This window comes from Nostoc sp., assembly GCF_036918015.1.
In the GTDB taxonomy this organism is placed as follows: Bacteria; Cyanobacteriota; Cyanobacteriia; order Cyanobacteriales; family Nostocaceae; genus Nostoc.
Genome location: NZ_JBALEO010000076.1, coordinates 56161 through 73089 on the forward strand (window position 1 = coordinate 56161; position 16929 = coordinate 73089).

The 16929-nt window shown below is 41.1% G+C and carries 14 protein-coding genes and 1 pseudogene; 7 read left to right on the plus strand and 8 right to left on the minus strand.

Annotated elements, in window-relative coordinates; translation table 11 throughout:
* Positions 1–52 precede the first annotated feature (52 nt).
* Together pdxA and V7K61_RS21920 are read left to right on the plus strand one after the other, a co-directional pair.
* Entirely contained in the window at positions 53–1144 is a 1092-nt protein-coding gene (gene pdxA, locus V7K61_RS21915; RefSeq protein ID WP_335056464.1) for a 4-hydroxythreonine-4-phosphate dehydrogenase PdxA, read from the plus strand.
* A 278-nt stretch (positions 1145–1422) separates the two neighbouring features.
* Entirely contained in the window at positions 1423–1650 is a 228-nt protein-coding gene (locus V7K61_RS21920; protein ID WP_335056466.1) for a hypothetical protein, read from the plus strand.
* 141 nt (positions 1651–1791) lie between these two features.
* Here V7K61_RS21920 and V7K61_RS21925 read toward each other — a convergent pair whose 3' ends face one another.
* Positions 1792–2511 (minus strand): response regulator transcription factor, encoded by a 720-nt coding sequence (locus tag V7K61_RS21925; RefSeq protein WP_094352571.1) that lies wholly within the window; start codon positions 2509–2511, stop codon positions 1792–1794.
* Position 2512: 1 nt separating this feature from the next.
* Between V7K61_RS21925 and V7K61_RS21930 the strand changes: the two genes are divergently transcribed.
* Together V7K61_RS21930 and V7K61_RS21935 are read left to right on the plus strand one after the other, a co-directional pair.
* Complete coding sequence (locus V7K61_RS21930) at positions 2513–2689, plus strand: hypothetical protein (RefSeq protein ID WP_335056468.1); 177 nt, start codon at positions 2513–2515, stop codon at positions 2687–2689.
* A 1332-nt stretch (positions 2690–4021) separates the two neighbouring features.
* Positions 4022–4468 (plus strand): annotated as a pseudogene (locus V7K61_RS21935) (rhodanese-like domain-containing protein); the annotation flags it as partial.
* Between the two features lie 773 nt (positions 4469–5241).
* On the opposite strand, the gene V7K61_RS21940 reads toward V7K61_RS21935, so the two are convergent.
* From V7K61_RS21940 to alaS, 7 genes are all read right to left on the minus strand, one after another.
* Positions 5242–5871 (minus strand): ribonuclease H-like domain-containing protein, encoded by a 630-nt coding sequence (locus tag V7K61_RS21940; protein ID WP_335056470.1) that lies wholly within the window; start codon positions 5869–5871, stop codon positions 5242–5244.
* Positions 5872–5960: 89 nt separating this feature from the next.
* Complete coding sequence (locus V7K61_RS21945) at positions 5961–6509, minus strand: CAP domain-containing protein (RefSeq protein ID WP_334838766.1); 549 nt, start codon at positions 6507–6509, stop codon at positions 5961–5963.
* Positions 6510–6941: 432 nt separating this feature from the next.
* On the minus strand, positions 6942–7469 hold the full coding sequence (locus V7K61_RS21950; protein ID WP_335056472.1) for a CAP domain-containing protein: 528 nt from the start codon (positions 7467–7469) through the stop codon (positions 6942–6944).
* Between the two features lie 427 nt (positions 7470–7896).
* Positions 7897–8184 carry a hypothetical protein gene (locus V7K61_RS21955; protein WP_094352575.1) on the minus strand — a complete coding sequence of 96 codons (288 nt, stop codon included), beginning with the start codon at positions 8182–8184 and terminating at the stop codon, positions 7897–7899.
* A 203-nt stretch (positions 8185–8387) separates the two neighbouring features.
* A complete protein-coding gene (locus V7K61_RS21960) occupies positions 8388–9545 on the minus strand; it encodes a class I SAM-dependent methyltransferase (protein ID WP_335056474.1) in 1158 nt (385 codons plus the stop codon).
* A gap of 31 nt (positions 9546–9576) precedes the next feature.
* Positions 9577–10812, minus strand: coding sequence for a tryptophan synthase subunit beta (trpB, locus tag V7K61_RS21965; protein ID WP_335056476.1), 1236 nt, complete (start codon positions 10810–10812; stop codon positions 9577–9579).
* A 307-nt stretch (positions 10813–11119) separates the two neighbouring features.
* A complete protein-coding gene (alaS, locus tag V7K61_RS21970; RefSeq protein ID WP_335056478.1) occupies positions 11120–13762 on the minus strand; it encodes an alanine--tRNA ligase in 2643 nt (880 codons plus the stop codon).
* A gap of 244 nt (positions 13763–14006) precedes the next feature.
* Here alaS and V7K61_RS21975 point away from each other — a divergent pair, with 244 nt between their 5' ends.
* The 3 genes from V7K61_RS21975 to V7K61_RS21985 all read left to right on the plus strand — a co-directional run bounded on the left by V7K61_RS21975 (position 14007) and on the right by V7K61_RS21985 (position 16852).
* Positions 14007–14207 (plus strand): heavy-metal-associated domain-containing protein, encoded by a 201-nt coding sequence (locus V7K61_RS21975; protein WP_181930747.1) that lies wholly within the window; start codon positions 14007–14009, stop codon positions 14205–14207.
* 942 nt (positions 14208–15149) lie between these two features.
* On the plus strand, positions 15150–16175 hold the full coding sequence (locus V7K61_RS21980) for a GGDEF domain-containing protein (protein WP_335056480.1): 1026 nt from the start codon (positions 15150–15152) through the stop codon (positions 16173–16175).
* A 308-nt stretch (positions 16176–16483) separates the two neighbouring features.
* A complete protein-coding gene (locus V7K61_RS21985) occupies positions 16484–16852 on the plus strand; it encodes a hypothetical protein (protein ID WP_335056482.1) in 369 nt (122 codons plus the stop codon).
* The last annotated feature ends 77 nt before the right edge of the window (positions 16853–16929 follow it).

The following is a 16929-nucleotide window of genomic DNA, read 5'->3' on the forward strand; positions in this document are numbered from 1 at the left end:
GAGAGATGGGTAAATCGAAAAGATTTAATGATAATAATTATGAAGAGATTTTATGTATCAAAATAATCAAGGTGGTTTAATAAATTTTGTGAAAGAGAATCGTCCGCGTTTGGCGCTGACGCTCGGAGATCCGGCAGGGATTGGGCCGGAGGTGATTTTGAAAGCTTTAGCCGATCCAGAAATTCGTAAAAAATATGACGTTACAGTAGTGGGTAACGGAGATTTGCTGGCACAGATTTATCACAAACTGAATTTAACTGAGAATTTAGTAGCTTTGGCAAATCCAGATGAGTTGTCAGTCAGTGATGTGCAGTTGGATGGAAAAATTAAAGATCAAATTATTTCAGGAATAGGTAATGCAGCCAGTGGTGCGGCTAGTTTTGCGTATATGGAATATGCGATCGCTCAAACACTGGCTGGTAAATTTGATGCTATTGTCACAGGGCCGATCGCTAAATCTGCTTGGAAAGCCGCAGGATATAATTATCCAGGGCAAACAGAACTTTTGGCACAAAAATCAGGTGTTGACCGCTTTGGGATGTTATTTGTAGCGCGATCGCCCCATACTGGTTGGACACTCCGCGCTTTACTTGCAACCACACATATTCCCCTGCGTCAAGTAGCCGATGTATTGACACCGCAATTGTTGACACAAAAACTAGATTTGCTGGTGGAATGTTTAGAGAAAGATTTTGGTATATATAGAGGGAGAATTGCGATCGCAGGTTTAAATCCCCACAGTGGCGAACAGGGACAACTTGGATATGAAGAACAAGATTGGTTAATTCCCTGGTTAGAGCAAGAGCGACAAAATAGACCACAATTACAGCTAGATGGGCCAATACCGCCAGATACGATGTGGGTTAAACCTGGTCAAGCTTGGTATGGAAATTCTTTAGTACAAAATCCAGCTGATGGCTACTTGGCACTTTACCACGATCAAGGCTTAATTCCTGTGAAGCTGATGGCATTTGATCGGGCAGTTAATACTTCTATAGGTCTTCCTTTCGTTCGGACTTCACCCGATCACGGAACAGCGTTTGATATTGCGGGTAAGGGAATTGCTGATACTACGAGTATGAAAGCAGCGATACATTTAGCGGCTGAGTTGGTTAGTCAAAGATTGGCGGTGGGTTGTGGTTAAAAGTTATTTGTTGCAATATTTACGAGGAGTAATGCTTACTTGAATTTTGAAATTATCGGAGACATCACCAATATTGAAATAATTGCTGTTGGTAACTCCATTCGTGAACTAGAACGCTTGCGTAAAACTTATGGTTCAGGACGGTGGCGGAAACTTAAAGGCTTTGCAATCATTAGCTTAGACGACAGAAGTATTTAGGAAGCTGAGTTGCACTGGTATGAAGCTCACGGAATTGGTAAGAAAGAAATCAAAATAAAACGGTTTCTATAGGAGTAGTTATGCAGTCAGCGAACACAGAAACTCAATATGTTGTTTGCATTAACAACAAAGATTATCCTGCTTCTTTAGAAATTCGGAAAATTTACCAGACTGTTCCTGATTCTGATGCTGTTAAGCACCAAATGATTAGAGTTATTGATGAATCAGGTGAAGATTATTTATATCCTAGCAATTATTTCGTATTGATTGAATTACCAAATCAGTTTGTATCAACGCCCCAAAATTAACGCAAGTTATACAAACAAGCCTCAGTAAAAGTATTTAGGTAAGTTAGATGTCATGATAATTTATGATTATTATCCCATCAATGAAATGTGCTTTTTTTTCTCCATTAATAAACAATGGTGCAAATACTCATTAACTACGAATTACGAATTAGTAATATCATCAGGCGCTTCAAACTTATAACCATAGCCCCGCACAGTTTTAATAAACTCCGGTATGCTGGGATCGACTTCCATCTTTTTGCGAAGCTGACCAATATGCACATCAACCACCCGGCCATCTCCTACGTAATCGCAACCCCAGATTTTTTGGATTAGCTGTGGACGACTCCAAGCCTGATTAGGATGACTTGCCAAAAAATGTAAGATATTAAATTCTAGCGCTGTTAAAGCAAGAGTTTTATCGTTAAGTGTTACCTCGCGACCCTCTGGATTAATTACTAGCTGCTTGAAAACGATACGTTGTGTTGGGGAGGGATTGATGTAGCGTATCCGCCTCAAAAGAGCTTCTACTCTAACTTCAACTTCTGCAAGACTAAATGGTTTAGTCATGAAATCATCAGCACCTGCGCTTAAGATTTTAATTTTATCAGCCTCATCAGTCCTACTAGTCAGTATCAGCACTAAAACATTAGTACGACTCTGCATTTCTTGGCAAAGGCTATAACCAGTAACATCCGGCAAATTCCAATCCAGAATTACTAAAGCTGGGTTGAATTGCTCAAACAACGATAAGGCAGTTTTACCATCTGCTGCCGACTCTATTTGATATTTCCGACTTAAAAAACGATAGACGAGATTTCGAACACCGAAGTCGTCATCAACGATCAGAATTTTGGGAGTAGTAGCAGTAACCATAACCATAATGCTGTCTATTGTAGATTGGGCGATTTGCTGTTGTGCCAGCTTTACTTTACGTGTTTCTATTGAGTACCATCACTACTGTAGTACTTGTGTACATTTAATTTTCCATGAAGCCGATCGCAACCTCAGCAATCATCATGCCGATAAAATTTCTTATTATCGCATGATTTTTGCATAATTTTGAATTTGTATTGTATAATATTAAATTTTTATATTTTGGATAAGTGTAATTAAAAACCATCTCCGTAATCGCAAATAGTCAAAAGACACATCCAGAAGCGATGGCAATTGATAAAACTTGAAAAGAGTAACGCACTCCCTGATTAATTAGGTCTCTACAAAGGCTAATAAACTAACTTATCAGCGAATCTAGATTCTCAACTCCTACTTACTCGACTGTACTATAACCAATAGGTATGTTCTCTTGAAGAAGGTCTACGAAAATCTACCCTGGTGCATTTACATATAGCTGCCCTCTTAAGCATATACTATACTACAAGTTTCAGCCTGAGCTATGACAAGCCAAGGAATGAAAGCATCGCCAGAAGGTATATAGGGCGTCACGTCGCTTCTCTACGAGACGCCAAGGGCGAACGCTCCGAATTCAAAATTCAAAATGACGCTCTCTACGAGACGCTAAAAGCGTAGCTTGCTTCTCTGTAAGAGTAAGCGGACTCGCTAACGCTGCGCTAACAAAATTCTTGCATTATTGATTCCCATAAATAAATTTAGGGGCTGTATCCTTTTCGTTTTCGGTCAAAACCAACTTTAACAGACAAAAGCAATAGCAAAAAGAATTGCTCTAGCAATATTATGATGTCAATAAATTGCTGGGAGCTTGCGTCATAGTGCTGCTGACAGCAGAATTCAGAATGGGCTACGCCCCGCTGCGCTAACAGAAGTAAAACACCCTTTATCTTTGGGTAACAGATTTAGCTTGTGTACCTCACAAACTTCTAATTTGTTGTATATAACTCTACAAGTTTAGCAGGAGATTGAGGAGACATTCATATTAGCGATCGCTAATATTAAAAAGGTATTAATTACTATATTAATTGCTAAATGTTTTTCATTTCAACTAATTTTTTATCGATTTATAATGAATTCAATAAAATTAAAAATATCTAAATGACTAAGATATTAAAAACATCAAATTGAAATATATAGGAATCCGGTTTGATTTCTGAAAAAAATTAAGTATTTGTAGGGTGCGTTATGACTTTAGTCTAACGCACAAAACCCTTGAAAATGGTGCGTTACGCTTCGCGATAACACACCCTACGTGTTGTTCAAAAATCAAATAGTAATCCTATATTCAATTATATTTATAGGAAAAACTTTCTGCATATACTCTTAAATGCCGTTATTTGCAATTGATTAATTGGTTGATTTTCTGGAAAATACTCAGTCTATCTGAGGAGAGAGTTTGAGGATACTCATACCAGAGAAAGATCAATTAAATATCTTCAGTTCGCTAAATTACTATTAATATCGTCAGCAAGGAAAAATTATGGTTAATAATTTAGTAGGCGGCATCATTCCCCCACAACAACCAATAGAAGCACAAACTGATGCTCATGTCCTGAAGAGTCGTTTGGAATGGGGTGAACCAGCTTTTACAATTCTGGATGTGCGCGATCGCCCGACCTACAATGAAGGTCACATTATGGGAGCAATGCCAATGCCAGCAGATGAATTGGTAGAACGTGCAGTACCTTCTTTAGATAAGAGCCGTGATATTTACCTTTACGGTGCCAACGAACAAGACACTGCCCAAGCCGCACAACAACTGCGTTCTAATGGATTTGAGCATGTCTCCCAACTCAAAGGTGGTCTTGCCGCATGGAAAGCGATCGGTGGCCCAACAGAAGGGATTGTTGAATCAAAAACTCCCCCAGGTGCAGATGACTACAATGTTGTAGATCGGCTAAAAAACCACCAAGAAAATCTGCAAAAGGGCGGTACTAGCGCCACGGAATCCATTAAACAGGGAGCAAGTAACCTTAAGGAAGGCATTCAAGAAGGAGCCAGTAATCTTAAAGAAGGTATTCAAGAGCAAGCAAGTAACCTCAAGGAAGGTATTCAAGAGCAAGCAAGTAACCTCAAGGAAGGTATTCAAGAGGGAGCAAGTAACCTCAAGGAAACTGCTAGTGAATCTAAAACTCCTAGAGACACCAATGATTCCAATGTTGGCTCTTAGGCAAAAAATACAGCAGAATTCAGGAGCGGAGCCGGAGACGCTCCGCCAAGGCGTCAGAATCCAGAAGTAAAACAGGCTTTATACATACCTGGCTTTGAGATGAATCGTTGTTTACTTCACTAATTTGAAATCTGCTGTAACTTAGAATGAGGGTTTGTAGTAAGCACTTTAGTGCTTGGAAAATAACGACTTTAGTCCTTACTACGAACTTGCTTATCTATCAATTTCAACTTGACATATAACTAGTCGGGATTGACGAGCAATAAAGATTTCTTGTCACTATCAAGAAAGGCAGAGGGCAGAAGGCAGGAGGCAGAAGGAATACTGTTTTCTGCTCTCTGCCCGTGACCAAACCGAACTTGGGTTTAAGACCCCCACCAAATTTTCTTGTTTTGTGGCCCCAATTAAGTACGGTATTGAATCCCCTTCTAAATTGAACCTTCTGCCCGGTTGTTGAGCGTAGTCGAAACACTGCCTCCTGCCTCCTGCCTTCTTTATTCCCCATTCCCTATTCGATATTCCCTATTCGATTAGTGTTCAAATAGATCCTTGAATTGCAACAAATCTAAGGAAACTATCGTTGGTAGAAACTCAAAACATTCTTGAGCAATTTGCCAACGTTCTTCTCGTTTTAGCATTTGTATTAACTTCTGCTGCACACTAAGTAAGTAGCGCACATCATTGGCAGCATAACTTAGTTGAGCTTCAGATAAGCTAACGGCGTTACCCCAATCAGAACTTTGAGAGCTTTTATCTAGTTCCACTTGTTCTAACTCTTGTACAACGTCTTTGAGTCCGTGGCGATTTGTGTAAGTACGGGCTAATTTACTGGCAATTTTGGTGCAAAAAACCGGCCCTACCTGAATCCCCAAATTGGCTCGCAAAGTGGCCAAGTCAAATCGAGCAAAGTGAAACACTTTCACAACATTGACTGCTTCCAAGAGTTTTTTTAAGTTGGGGGCGTCAGTTTGTCCTTTGGCCATGCGGATTGCAGTCACTTTCCCTTCAGGATTGCATAGCTGGACGAGACACAAGCGATCGCGCAGTGGTAACAATCCCATCGTTTCTGTATCAACTGCGATCGCTGTAGATTCTAAATACTGGCTAAGGGTTGCGTCACTGAGGTCGCGATCGCTCACCTGAAAATCTGGTAATGTCATCAATTGTTCAAAAATAATAGCAGTGTCCAGCAGAAAAAAGTCTTGTCAGACACTACATTATTATTGTGCAAAAAAACCAGAAATTAAATCTACCTAGTGCGAAAAAACATTTGTGTCAGGTAGACTTCGCCTTGATTATTAGTCGCAACACCAATTCCAGTCAGGTTGTAATTTCCTTTAAGGTTCTTTAGGTGTCCAGGACTTTTGATCCAGCCAGTAACAGCTTCCTCCACGGGGTTGCTATATCCCCGGTTGAAAGCAACATTTTCCGCTGCACTGTTATAGCGAATCGGGATAGCTTTGACTCGCCCTTCAAATCCCTGATGACTAAATGGGGTTTTGCCTTTAGCCATATTTTGACTATGAATTCTGGCCTGTCGAGTTAAATTTGTATTTAAACTCAACTTTGGCAGCCCTTTAGAAACCCGATATCGATTAATTTGGTCAAATACTGATTTTTCTAACTCAGTAGTTTTAAAAGTAGGAGTCGATATTGCAACCTGACTAGAAAAAAGCGACAACAGCTTATTACGGGTGGATGTATTTGTAGAAGTATGATTTGGTATCGGAGCAGTCGTTAATCCACTAGCAAGGACAAGCGCACTTAAAGCGATGCCAAAAGCAGTTTGTCGGAACATGGAGAATTGCGTAATGTGTAGAGATATAAGACTTCTACTCTACCTTATTGTTCCAAGGATATATACCACAATACTATTAAGTAATGATGAATTTCGGCAATTTGGCTACATCCTTGACAAGTAACACAAACAATCATTTTCAATTGTCAGTACTTCAATAGGTCAGCTTCATGAAAATCACGGTTAATTTTGCTAATAATTTCAGATTTTCATAAATTATCAAGCAAAAGCTTTAGTAACAGCTTAAAGTCTGGGAAATTTGAGAAAAAACCTAAGTTTTACCAAATCTAACGCTGTGTGCAATTTTTACTCAAACCTAATTTCCTTGCCTAATAATAAGGAATGGGTAGAATTCAAGGCCTATTCTCTCTTTGCAGGAGAGAGGAATGGAAGTGAGGTGAGAATATTAAGTTGCACATCGCGTCAAACCTATCAGCGAATGAACATTTGTGTGAAGTAGATTACGCCTTGACTGTTTTTGGCGACACCAATCCCCGTCAAATTATAATTACCTCTGATATTGGTAAGATGCCCTGGACTTTTGAGCCAGCCTTGAACAGCTTTTGTGGCAGGATCGCCATATCCCTGGTTGTAAGCGACATTTTCAGCAGCTGAACTGTAAGAAACACCGGTTGCATTAAGACGTTGTGAAAATCCATTATGTCCAAAGGGAACAGTACCATTAGCCATGTTCTTACTGTGAAGCCTAACTTGATTATCGATGGCAGAATTACGAGTCAGCGCTGGTAGCCCTTGAGAAGCTCTGTAGTTATTGATTTGGTTAAAAATCGACTGTTCTAGAGCAGCAGTGTCCATGCTATTTGCTGCAACTTGATTAGTATTATTCGATACGTTAGAAGGTGCTGGCGTACAAGCTGGATTTGTTACAGAACTAGCGATCGCTCCACTACTGAGAGCAAGTGTGCCTAAAACAACGCTGTAAACTATTTGTCTGATCATTTGTTTGCAGTAAAGTTTTAGACAATCTAACCAACTAATATCAATGTGACAAACTGCTTATAGGTCTAAATAGCTCTATTTGTAGGCTTTTTTGCTCAAAAACTACTAGCAGGCGTTTAAATTCACGATTTAACGCAAAAATATTACTATTTAGACAATAGTTGTCTTCTACCATTGGTATGATTCTTCTTATCCCCGATTCTGCATTTAGACTGTCATATAGTGTAATTACTAGATTTTTTTGAATTTATGAGTTTCAGATTATGCTTGGTTATCTTCATAAATTCAGCTATTTTACTGTACTTAAGTAGCTTAAATAGCTTTGTTATGCCAGAAATCCAGTAAAAACCGATTGTGACAGTTCCAGATACAGAATGTCGGATAAAAATGGCTGGATTGATTCAGCAAAATTTCTACGTAATTTAAACTAGCTTTGTTTGAGGGTTTCTAACTCTTCCTGTACCACGCGCAACACCCGTGCAATATATTCTGTACGCCACTGTTCCCGTTCCTTGGTTACTTTTACATCCGGCTCGTAAGCTTCAATCTCACTAGCCGATAAAATACCTTTCACCTCTAGCAACCGTTCAATGGTGTCTAGCCGCTCATGCAGCACGGATACCTCACCAGTCAAAGCCATGACGATCGCTAACAATTTATCAGTTTGCGGATTTTCTAAGTAAACAGGTCGTTTACCCTTGGCTATTTTTGTCATCCTAATACCAATTCTCCAAAAATAAGACTAGACATACAAAACGAGGAAAGCCAGATAAAATCTGACTTTCTCAATTACGAATTACGTTAGCGTAGCAGTCCGTAACCCATTACGAACTTGTACTAAGCGTAGCCGTTGGCGTGGTCACTGAGCGTAGTCGAAGTGCAGCCTCTCGTAGAGAAGTATTACAAAACTTTCTCTGCTTACTTAGTTGCAACAACCATAAACCAAGTGCCTTGGGTGGCTGAGTTACGATTTTGAAACATACCATTAGGTTCTTTTGCTTTCCATGCTCCATTCGGGACAAATTTCTCGAATGTCTTATCTGCTGCAAAACCAGCCTCAGTAACTAGCGGCACCAAATCTAAATCGCGTACAGCACTCCAGAAAGGTTCGTTGTTGTTAGCGGTTTCCCAATCATAAATAAACTGTGTATAAAGATCCATGTGATGATACAGGGGTGCTTCTAGATGAATCATCATGCCACCAGGAGCCAGTAGACGATAAGACTCTTGCATAACTTTACGCACAGATGACGGGGGGATTTCATGCAGCAAAATGTGAGAAACCACTAAGTCAAATGATTCATCGGGGAAGTTAGTATGTTCGGCATTTTGCTGAGAGAAGTGTACCCGTTTTCCCAAGGCTTCGGCTCTTGCATGAGCATAACGCAGTATAGATGCGCCTATATCTATAGCATGGACTTCTGCATCTGGGAAACCATCGATATAAGGTAATGTGCTATTGCCAATAGAACATCCCATATCCAGGATTTTGCTCGGTTGAAAGTTGGGAAACTCTGCTAAAAGGTAGTTTTGGACTATAGATAGCCCCATGTCATCGTTGAGCGGCCCCAACCAACCGAGTCCATAAACGTAAGCGCCGCGATCGTAGGTTGCACCGGCTGCGACATCATCGGCAGTGAATTCACTGTGATATCCTCCGGGCATACAGTGAATGTCTACAGCCTTTTGATAAGCAGGTATTTGAAAATTTGGATCTAGGGTTAAAGTACCCAGTTCACTACCCTTATCTTTGGCGCGCTCGATCAACTCTGGTAGTTGTCTGTCAACGTTGGCATTTACTGCATCCCATAACATTTCCTGGTTAATGCGCTTTAGGGCACTAGTCCAGCGGTAATAGGGTTCGTGCTGCATTACTTCCCGAATTTCATAACGATTTTCGGGAGGACGCTGATGTTCTTGTTCAAACTTCGGCTTGGCTAGTTTTTCATAAATTTCTTTATTACCAGGAGTGACATTCTTGAAAATGTGCATTTTCATCGTTTGCACAAAGTTTTGGCGTGCCAACTCGTCATGAGTGGGTTGCGGTAACATTGGGTGCTGGAATTGTTGATTCATTATTGTTTTTTCCCAAATATTTTATGTAGATTTACGCTGGATATAATAACTTCGCTACCGTTTGTACATCCTTATCACCACGTCCAGAGCAGTTAATTACAATCCGAGGACTGTCGGTTAGTTGGGGACAGAGGGTTTCGAGATAAGCGATCGCATGGGCTGTTTCCAATGCCGGGATAATCCCTTCCAATTTCGATAATCGCTGGAATGCCTCCAAAGCCTCTGCATCCGTCACACTATAGTATTCAGCGCGACCAGTATCCTTTAAATAGCTATGTTCTGGCCCCACGCCGGGATAATCTAACCCCGCACTAATTGAGTGTGCCTCAATGATTTGCCCATCTTCATCTTGCAGTAGGTAGCTCATAGCTCCGTGCAATACACCAATTCGTCCTTTTGTCAATGTAGCTGCGTGTTTTTCGGTATTGACACCTTCCCCGGCTGCCTCAATCCCAATGAAGCGTACAGAAGGCTCATTCATAAACTCATAGAATAGTCCCATCGCATTGGAACCACCACCTACACAAGCCAAGAGAATATCAGGTAATCCACCCCACTTTTCCATTGCTTGGGCGCGGGTTTCTTCGCCGATTACTGCATGGAAATCACGTACCATCATTGGGTAAGGATGAGGCCCTGCTACCGAACCCAGGATGTAGTGGGTAGTTTCCACATTTGTCACCCAATCGCGGATGGCTTCAGAAGTAGCATCCTTCAAAGTTCCGGTTCCCGCCTCCACCGGACGCACTTCTGCCCCCATCAGCCGCATTCTAAACACATTTAAAGCTTGGCGTTCCATGTCCTGAACGCCCATGTAAATTATGCATTCCAGCCCAAAACGAGCGCAAACGGTGGCTGTAGCAACTCCATGTTGTCCGGCACCCGTTTCGGCAATAATTCGCTGCTTACCCATGCGTTTCGCCAACAATACCTGACCAAGGGCATTATTGATTTTGTGAGCGCCAGTATGATTTAAATCTTCACGTTTTAAATAAATTTGTGGCCCGGTGCGATCGGGTCGGGCATAATGAGCAGTCAGGCGTTCAGCAAAATACAATGGTGTGGCACGTCCTACATAGTCTCGTAACAACTGCTGTAGTTCTGCTTGAAAACCAGGGTCATTGCGGTATTGCTGATAAGCTGTTTCTAATTCAGCTAAGGCAGGCATGAGGGTTTCAGGTACATACTTACCGCCAAAGCGTCCAAAGCGGCCTAGCGTATCTGGAACCTGAGCAGTTGAACTTGGAGATAGGGGAGTGGTAGTCACAGGCTGTTTTTGATGACGGGAATGACTTAATCATTATAGAAAAGTCTGAAGCATATCTGGGGAATGGGGAGGAAGTAGGGGGCAGGGGAGGCAGAGGGGCAGAGGGGCAGGGGAGCAGAGGGGCAGGGGGCAGGGGAGAATAATAAATAACAATATATCTGCCTTGAAAATCAAACATGACTTATGCAAACTACTAGTTGAAACCCTGATTTTTAAGTAGGGGCAATTCATGAATTACCCCTGAGTGCTTGTGCATCAGTTCTATAGAAAATGGGGCTTGGAGATTAGATTTCGCGTTAGCAGCTTATTAACCCAACGCGGACTTTAAATCACTTTCTGCTTGTGCCAACGCATCTGGTAATTTACTTGCATCGCGTCCGCCGGCTTGGGCTAAGTTCGGTCTTCCGCCGCCGCCGCCGCCGCAAATTTTAGCGATCGCACCTACAAATTTACCAGCTTGCAGTCCTTTTTTGTTCACTTCTGGACTAAAAGCTGCAACTATACTCACTTTCCCTTCTTCTGGAACAGAACCCAGTACCACTGCACCGTTACCGATTTTTTGCAATAAGCGTTCGGCTGCGGTTTTCAATGATTCTGGATCGACATTTTCTAATTGGGCGACAATAATTTTAGAATCGCCTACAGTTTGGGCTGTTTGTAGCAAGCTATCAGATTTAGCGATCGCTAATTGTACCTTCAAGGTTTCTAATTCCTTCTGGCTATTTCTCAGTTCGCTTTGCAGACTTGTAATTCTGTCTGGTAATTCTTCAGGTTTAACTTTAAAGCGATCGCTCAAATCTTTAACTACTTTATCCCGCAGATTCAGATAATCTAATATTGCTGGCCCCGAAACGGCTTCAATCCGCCGCACCCCAGAAGCTACACCAGCTTCCGAGATAATCTTGAACACGCCAATTTCAGCAGTATTGCTGACATGGGTTCCACCGCAGAGTTCCATTGATACGCTAGGGAAGTCAATTACCCGCACTTCCTCACCATATTTTTCGCCGAACATGGCAACAGCACCCCTAGCTTTCGCCTCTGCTAAAGGTAATACTTCTACCTTGGCAGCATGAGCCTCAGCAATCCAACTGTTCACCTGTTCCTCAACTTGTTGAACTTCCTCGGCTGTCAATGCGCGGGGACAGTTGAAGTCAAAGCGCAACCTATCAAAGGAAACCAAAGAACCAGCTTGAGATATGCCCTCATCAACAATTTTTTTCAATGCCGCTTGCAATAGGTGCGTTGCGGTATGGTTAGCTTGGGCGCGACGACGACAAGCCGGATCGATTTGGGCGGTGACGCGATCGCCTACGCGCAGTGTACCGCGTTCGATGCGTCCGAAGTGAACAAAGAAATCAGATTCTTTCTTCACGTCTTCTACCCGAACAACGATACCATCACCAGAGATATAACCGCGATCGCCGATTTGTCCCCCAGATTCAGCATAAAATGGCGTTTTGTCAAGGACAATTTGCACTTCTGTCCCCGCTTCTGCTTCCTCTTGGCAAACACCTTCTACTAATATCGCTTCAACTTTCGCAGTTGCAGCAGGTTGGGTATAGCCGATAAATTCGGTGACTTTAATGTGTTCTGCTAGTTTGTCGAGGGAACCTTGTACAGTTAAATCGATGGTTTCATGTGCTGCTTTCGCACGTTCCACCTGCTTTTGCATTTCGGCATCAAATCCCGCGTCATCGACTGTCAGATTATTTTCCTCGGCAACTTCTTGAGTCAGTTCGAGGGGAAATCCGTATGTATCGTAAAGAGTAAATGCACTTTCACCGCTAATCTGAGTTTCCCCTCGCTGTTTCACCTCTTGGATGATTTCTTCTAGAAGTTTTTCGCCTCTATCCAGAGTTCTGAGGAAATTCGATTCTTCACGTTGCAACTCAGCTTTAATTGCTGCTTCCCGTTGGCGCACATTAGGGTAAGCTGATTCCGAAAGAGCGATCGCACTTTCAGCAACTTGGGTAGTAAATTCGCCAGAAATCCCAATTAATCGCCCATGACGCACCACCCGCCGAATTAACCGCCGCAGCACATAACCGCGTCCGACATTGGAAGCGCGAATTTCATCAGCAATCATGTGGATAACAGCGCGAATATGATCGCCAATGACTTTTAAGGAAGTTTTAGTTTTTTCATCACTGCTGTGGTAATCAACACCAGCAATTTGCCCTGCCGTTTGGATAATTGGGAAAATCAGGTCAGTTTCGTAGTTATTGGGCACTTTTTGGAGAATTTGCGCCATTCTATCCAAACCCATGCCGGTGTCGATGTTCTTGTTTTGCAGTGGCGTTAAATTCCCGGAAGCATCCCGGTTATATTGCATGAACACGAGGTTATAAAACTCGATGAACCGGGAATCGTCTTCTAAATCTATATTTTCGTCACCGCGTTCTGGGTGGAAGTCGTAATAAATTTCGGAACAAGGGCCACAAGGCCCAGTCGGGCCAGATACCCAAAAGTTATCATCTTCACCCAAGCGTTTAATTCTCGCTATCGGCACACCGATTTGATCGCGCCAAATTCCAAAGGCTTCATCATCATCTTTAAAAACGCTGACGACGAGATTTTGGGGGGAAAAGCCAAAGACTTGCGTGGATATTTCCCAACCCCAAGCGATCGCTTGTTCTTTAAAATAATCACCAAAGCTGAAATTGCCCAGCATCTCAAAAAACGTATGATGCCGTTTGGTGCGTCCAACATTTTCGATGTCGTTAGTACGGATACACTTTTGCGAAGTCGTAGCCCGCTTAAATTCTGGTGTGCGCTGCCCTAAGAATATTGGCTTAAATGGTAGCATCCCCGCGATCGTCAGCAGCACGGTTGGGTCTTCTGGCACGAGGGAGGCACTTGGGAGAATTTGGTGTTCCCGTTGAGCAAAGAAGTCGAGAAATATGTTGCGAATTTCGTTACCGCTTAGGTACTGGGGATTTGAAGACATAGGTGTTTTTAACTTTAGGCTTGGGCGCAGCGGCACTGGGTAAGTGTATTTTCATCAATAGCTTTATATATTCTTGCATTTTGTTTCATATTACTGCCAGCGAATTGTGCCAGTCGGTAAGCAAAATGCAGAGATTAGGACGCTTTTATACCGTTATCCAACTCTAGTGGGATGCATAATTGGGTTTCAATGGTTAAGATTAATCCTTAAGAAATAATTTAAATTTTCCATACTGAGGTAACAAATGGCACTAAAACTGAAGGTATCAAATATTGCTTGTGAGGGATGTGCAAATACAATTACTGAGTCTATCCACGTTATGGAACCTGATGCCAAAGTGGATATTGATGTTAACGCTAAAACTGTCATAGTGGAATCCGCAGCTTCCGAGGAGTCAATCAAACAAGTGATTGTTGCTGCTGGTTACACTGTTGAAGGTTACTGAATCAGTTCTAACTTCTCACAGAAGTTTAGATTTTAATATCTCAGGCGACACTAACAAAATTTTTTTATTTTTTCTGCCCTTCTACGCGCGGAATGTAACTAACTTCCCCACATTAGGGGCAGGTTTTAACATCAAGTTTTTTATTTAGCTTTTTTTCTGGATTTATGATGTTGCAGCAAACAAAAAAGATATGAATTAACTAAATAAACAAAAAAACAGTTATAAAGCGTAGGCAGAAACATTTTATTTCCCCTGCCAAAACGTTGTTAACTAAAGTTTCATAACTCACTTAAATTATGAATCTTTCACCCTATAACTTTGCTGTGCAAATGTAGGGAATATTGGTGACGAAAAGCTACTAACCATAGTAGGAATGAGTTCTGCTGTATATTTATTTAATTTGCATTATTTTGTGAAATTCAACTCCTACCTTGATACTCGATCAAAGCCTGATTTCCAAAGAAAAAGGCTGAGGTTTTCTATGGAAAATAATATTTTTAATTCAACCATACAATTTGAGTTTTTGTAATTTGATTAAAAAACTTTATATTTTCTTTATTTTTCTACTTGAAAAGAAATTTAGCTGCCTAATCCGACGGTTATTACGAGCTATTTATTCGGGTAATTTCATCAAAAAAATAGCACTTAAGAAACTACAGTAATCATTTTTATACATCTATATAATATTCAGTATTTTTACTGTTTTAAAAACAAAGTGTAAAGAAGACATTAGTTGTCAGAAGCAGATATTTCAGAAAATGTAGTAGTAAATTTAAAGCCGTAAAAGGAGATTAAACTTAGAAAAATAGTGAAAATCTGGTGTTTTAAAAAAAATATATCAAAAAATTAACTTAGCCTAGAACATCATATTTAGTATTAGGCAAAAGCATTAAGTTACTCAATCTAATTCTTTAAAATTTAAATAGGATAAAAAATAAAGCAATGAATATCTCTATTCTGATCTTTGGAAAAAATAATTTTATCGCCACACTTCCAGATCAGATCCGTTATGCGACTGCTTTTAGTGTAGAAATTATAGACAATCTGAATCAGGCAGTATCGCAGATTCAAACAACAGCCCCCGATATAATACTTGTGCAAGCTAGCCTGGATGGCAGCATGGAACTGTGCGCTTGGTTGAAAGACCAGACAAAACTATCGTGGATATACTGTATTCTCTTTGAGGATCGTTCCCAACAGCTAACTGATAGAAATAAAGGTTGGCATAGAGAATTAGAGATGAGTGCTGCGGCATTAAAGCAAGGAGCAGATGCTTATATTTGGCATCTTATTGAAGAAAAAACAGACCATAGTTTGGCAGAGTTGACTGCCAATCATGGCTTAATACTTGCTCAATTGACAGTTGGTTTGCGGAAAGCACAAAAATACCGAGATTTGATTCGGACAAATGATATGTTATCTGCGATCGCCTTAGCAGATTCATTGACGGAATTAAATAATCGTCGTGCTTTAGAATGGGACTTACCCAGGCAAATTCAAAGAGCCAGGACTCAAAAAAATTCCCTGAGTTTGATTATTCTGGATGTAGATCATTTTAAGAAAGTTAACGATACTCACGGGCATTTAGTAGGCGATCGCATCTTGCAAATATTATGCCAGCGTTTGCGCCACAATCTGCGCTGTCAAGATACAGCATTCCGCTATGGTGGCGAAGAATTTGTAATTCTTCTAGCTAACACTACTGATGAGGAAGCACTACTAGTAGCCCGTCGTCTCAATCGCGTAGTCAGTGACGAACCATTTGCACTCAACAATAAACTAACAATTAATGTCACTATTAGTTTGGGTACAGCCTCTCTGCAAGCTGAGGATGATGAGAAAGGAGAGAGTCTACTGTATCGTGCCGATCAATGTCTGTTACAGGCTAAAAATTCTGGGCGTAATCGGGTGATTAACTCTAACTACTTATCTCATCATGGCTCACATTTGAAAGCTGTTTCTTCGTGAAAGTGCGGGGCATACGTGTCAATTTAAGCTAAAACTCTTTTAAAACCTGGCTAATAATAGTGCGATCGCGAGTTGCTCAGGACTTACGCAAAATAATGAAAAAACGAAACGCAAAGGACGCAAAGGAATGAGAGTTTCAGAGAGTTATTGCGTAAGTCCTATTGCTATCAAAGGCTCAGATTTAGTATTAAAAATTACAATGGTTCAATCTAATTTTTATAAAATTCCTTCAAATACGCTATTTGAGGTGTTGAATTAAAATAGGAGTCGCGAAAATCTATACATTAAACCAAGTATTCTATTACTAAATGACAACTCCAATACCTTACTACATCTCTCGTAAGCAAGCGCAGGATTTTCTCGCTAAATTTACAAAAGCACTGGAATTTCCAGAGTCTAACCCACTGCTGTCTCAGGTTTATGGGTTCGGGGGAGTTGGTAAAACTACCCTCATCAAAAAACTGAAAGAGACGCACGAATTGCAAGTTGACTTTGTAGAAGTCTCTTTTGGTCTTACAGCAGGTATTGAAACGCCACTGAAGCTAATGGAAAAACTTTATGAGCTATTACCTAAACCTACCGGACTCTGGCGAAGGGATTTATTACCTAAACCCGACCCTTTTACATCACTTTATGAGCAGTATCAGGAAACTGTTTACAACTGGACTTTAGACTAAAGGTGAGCGATCAGTAAGTGAGAGGGTGGGCAAAAAATAAAGGGATGCCTGTAATCACAAGCACCCCAGTAACGGAA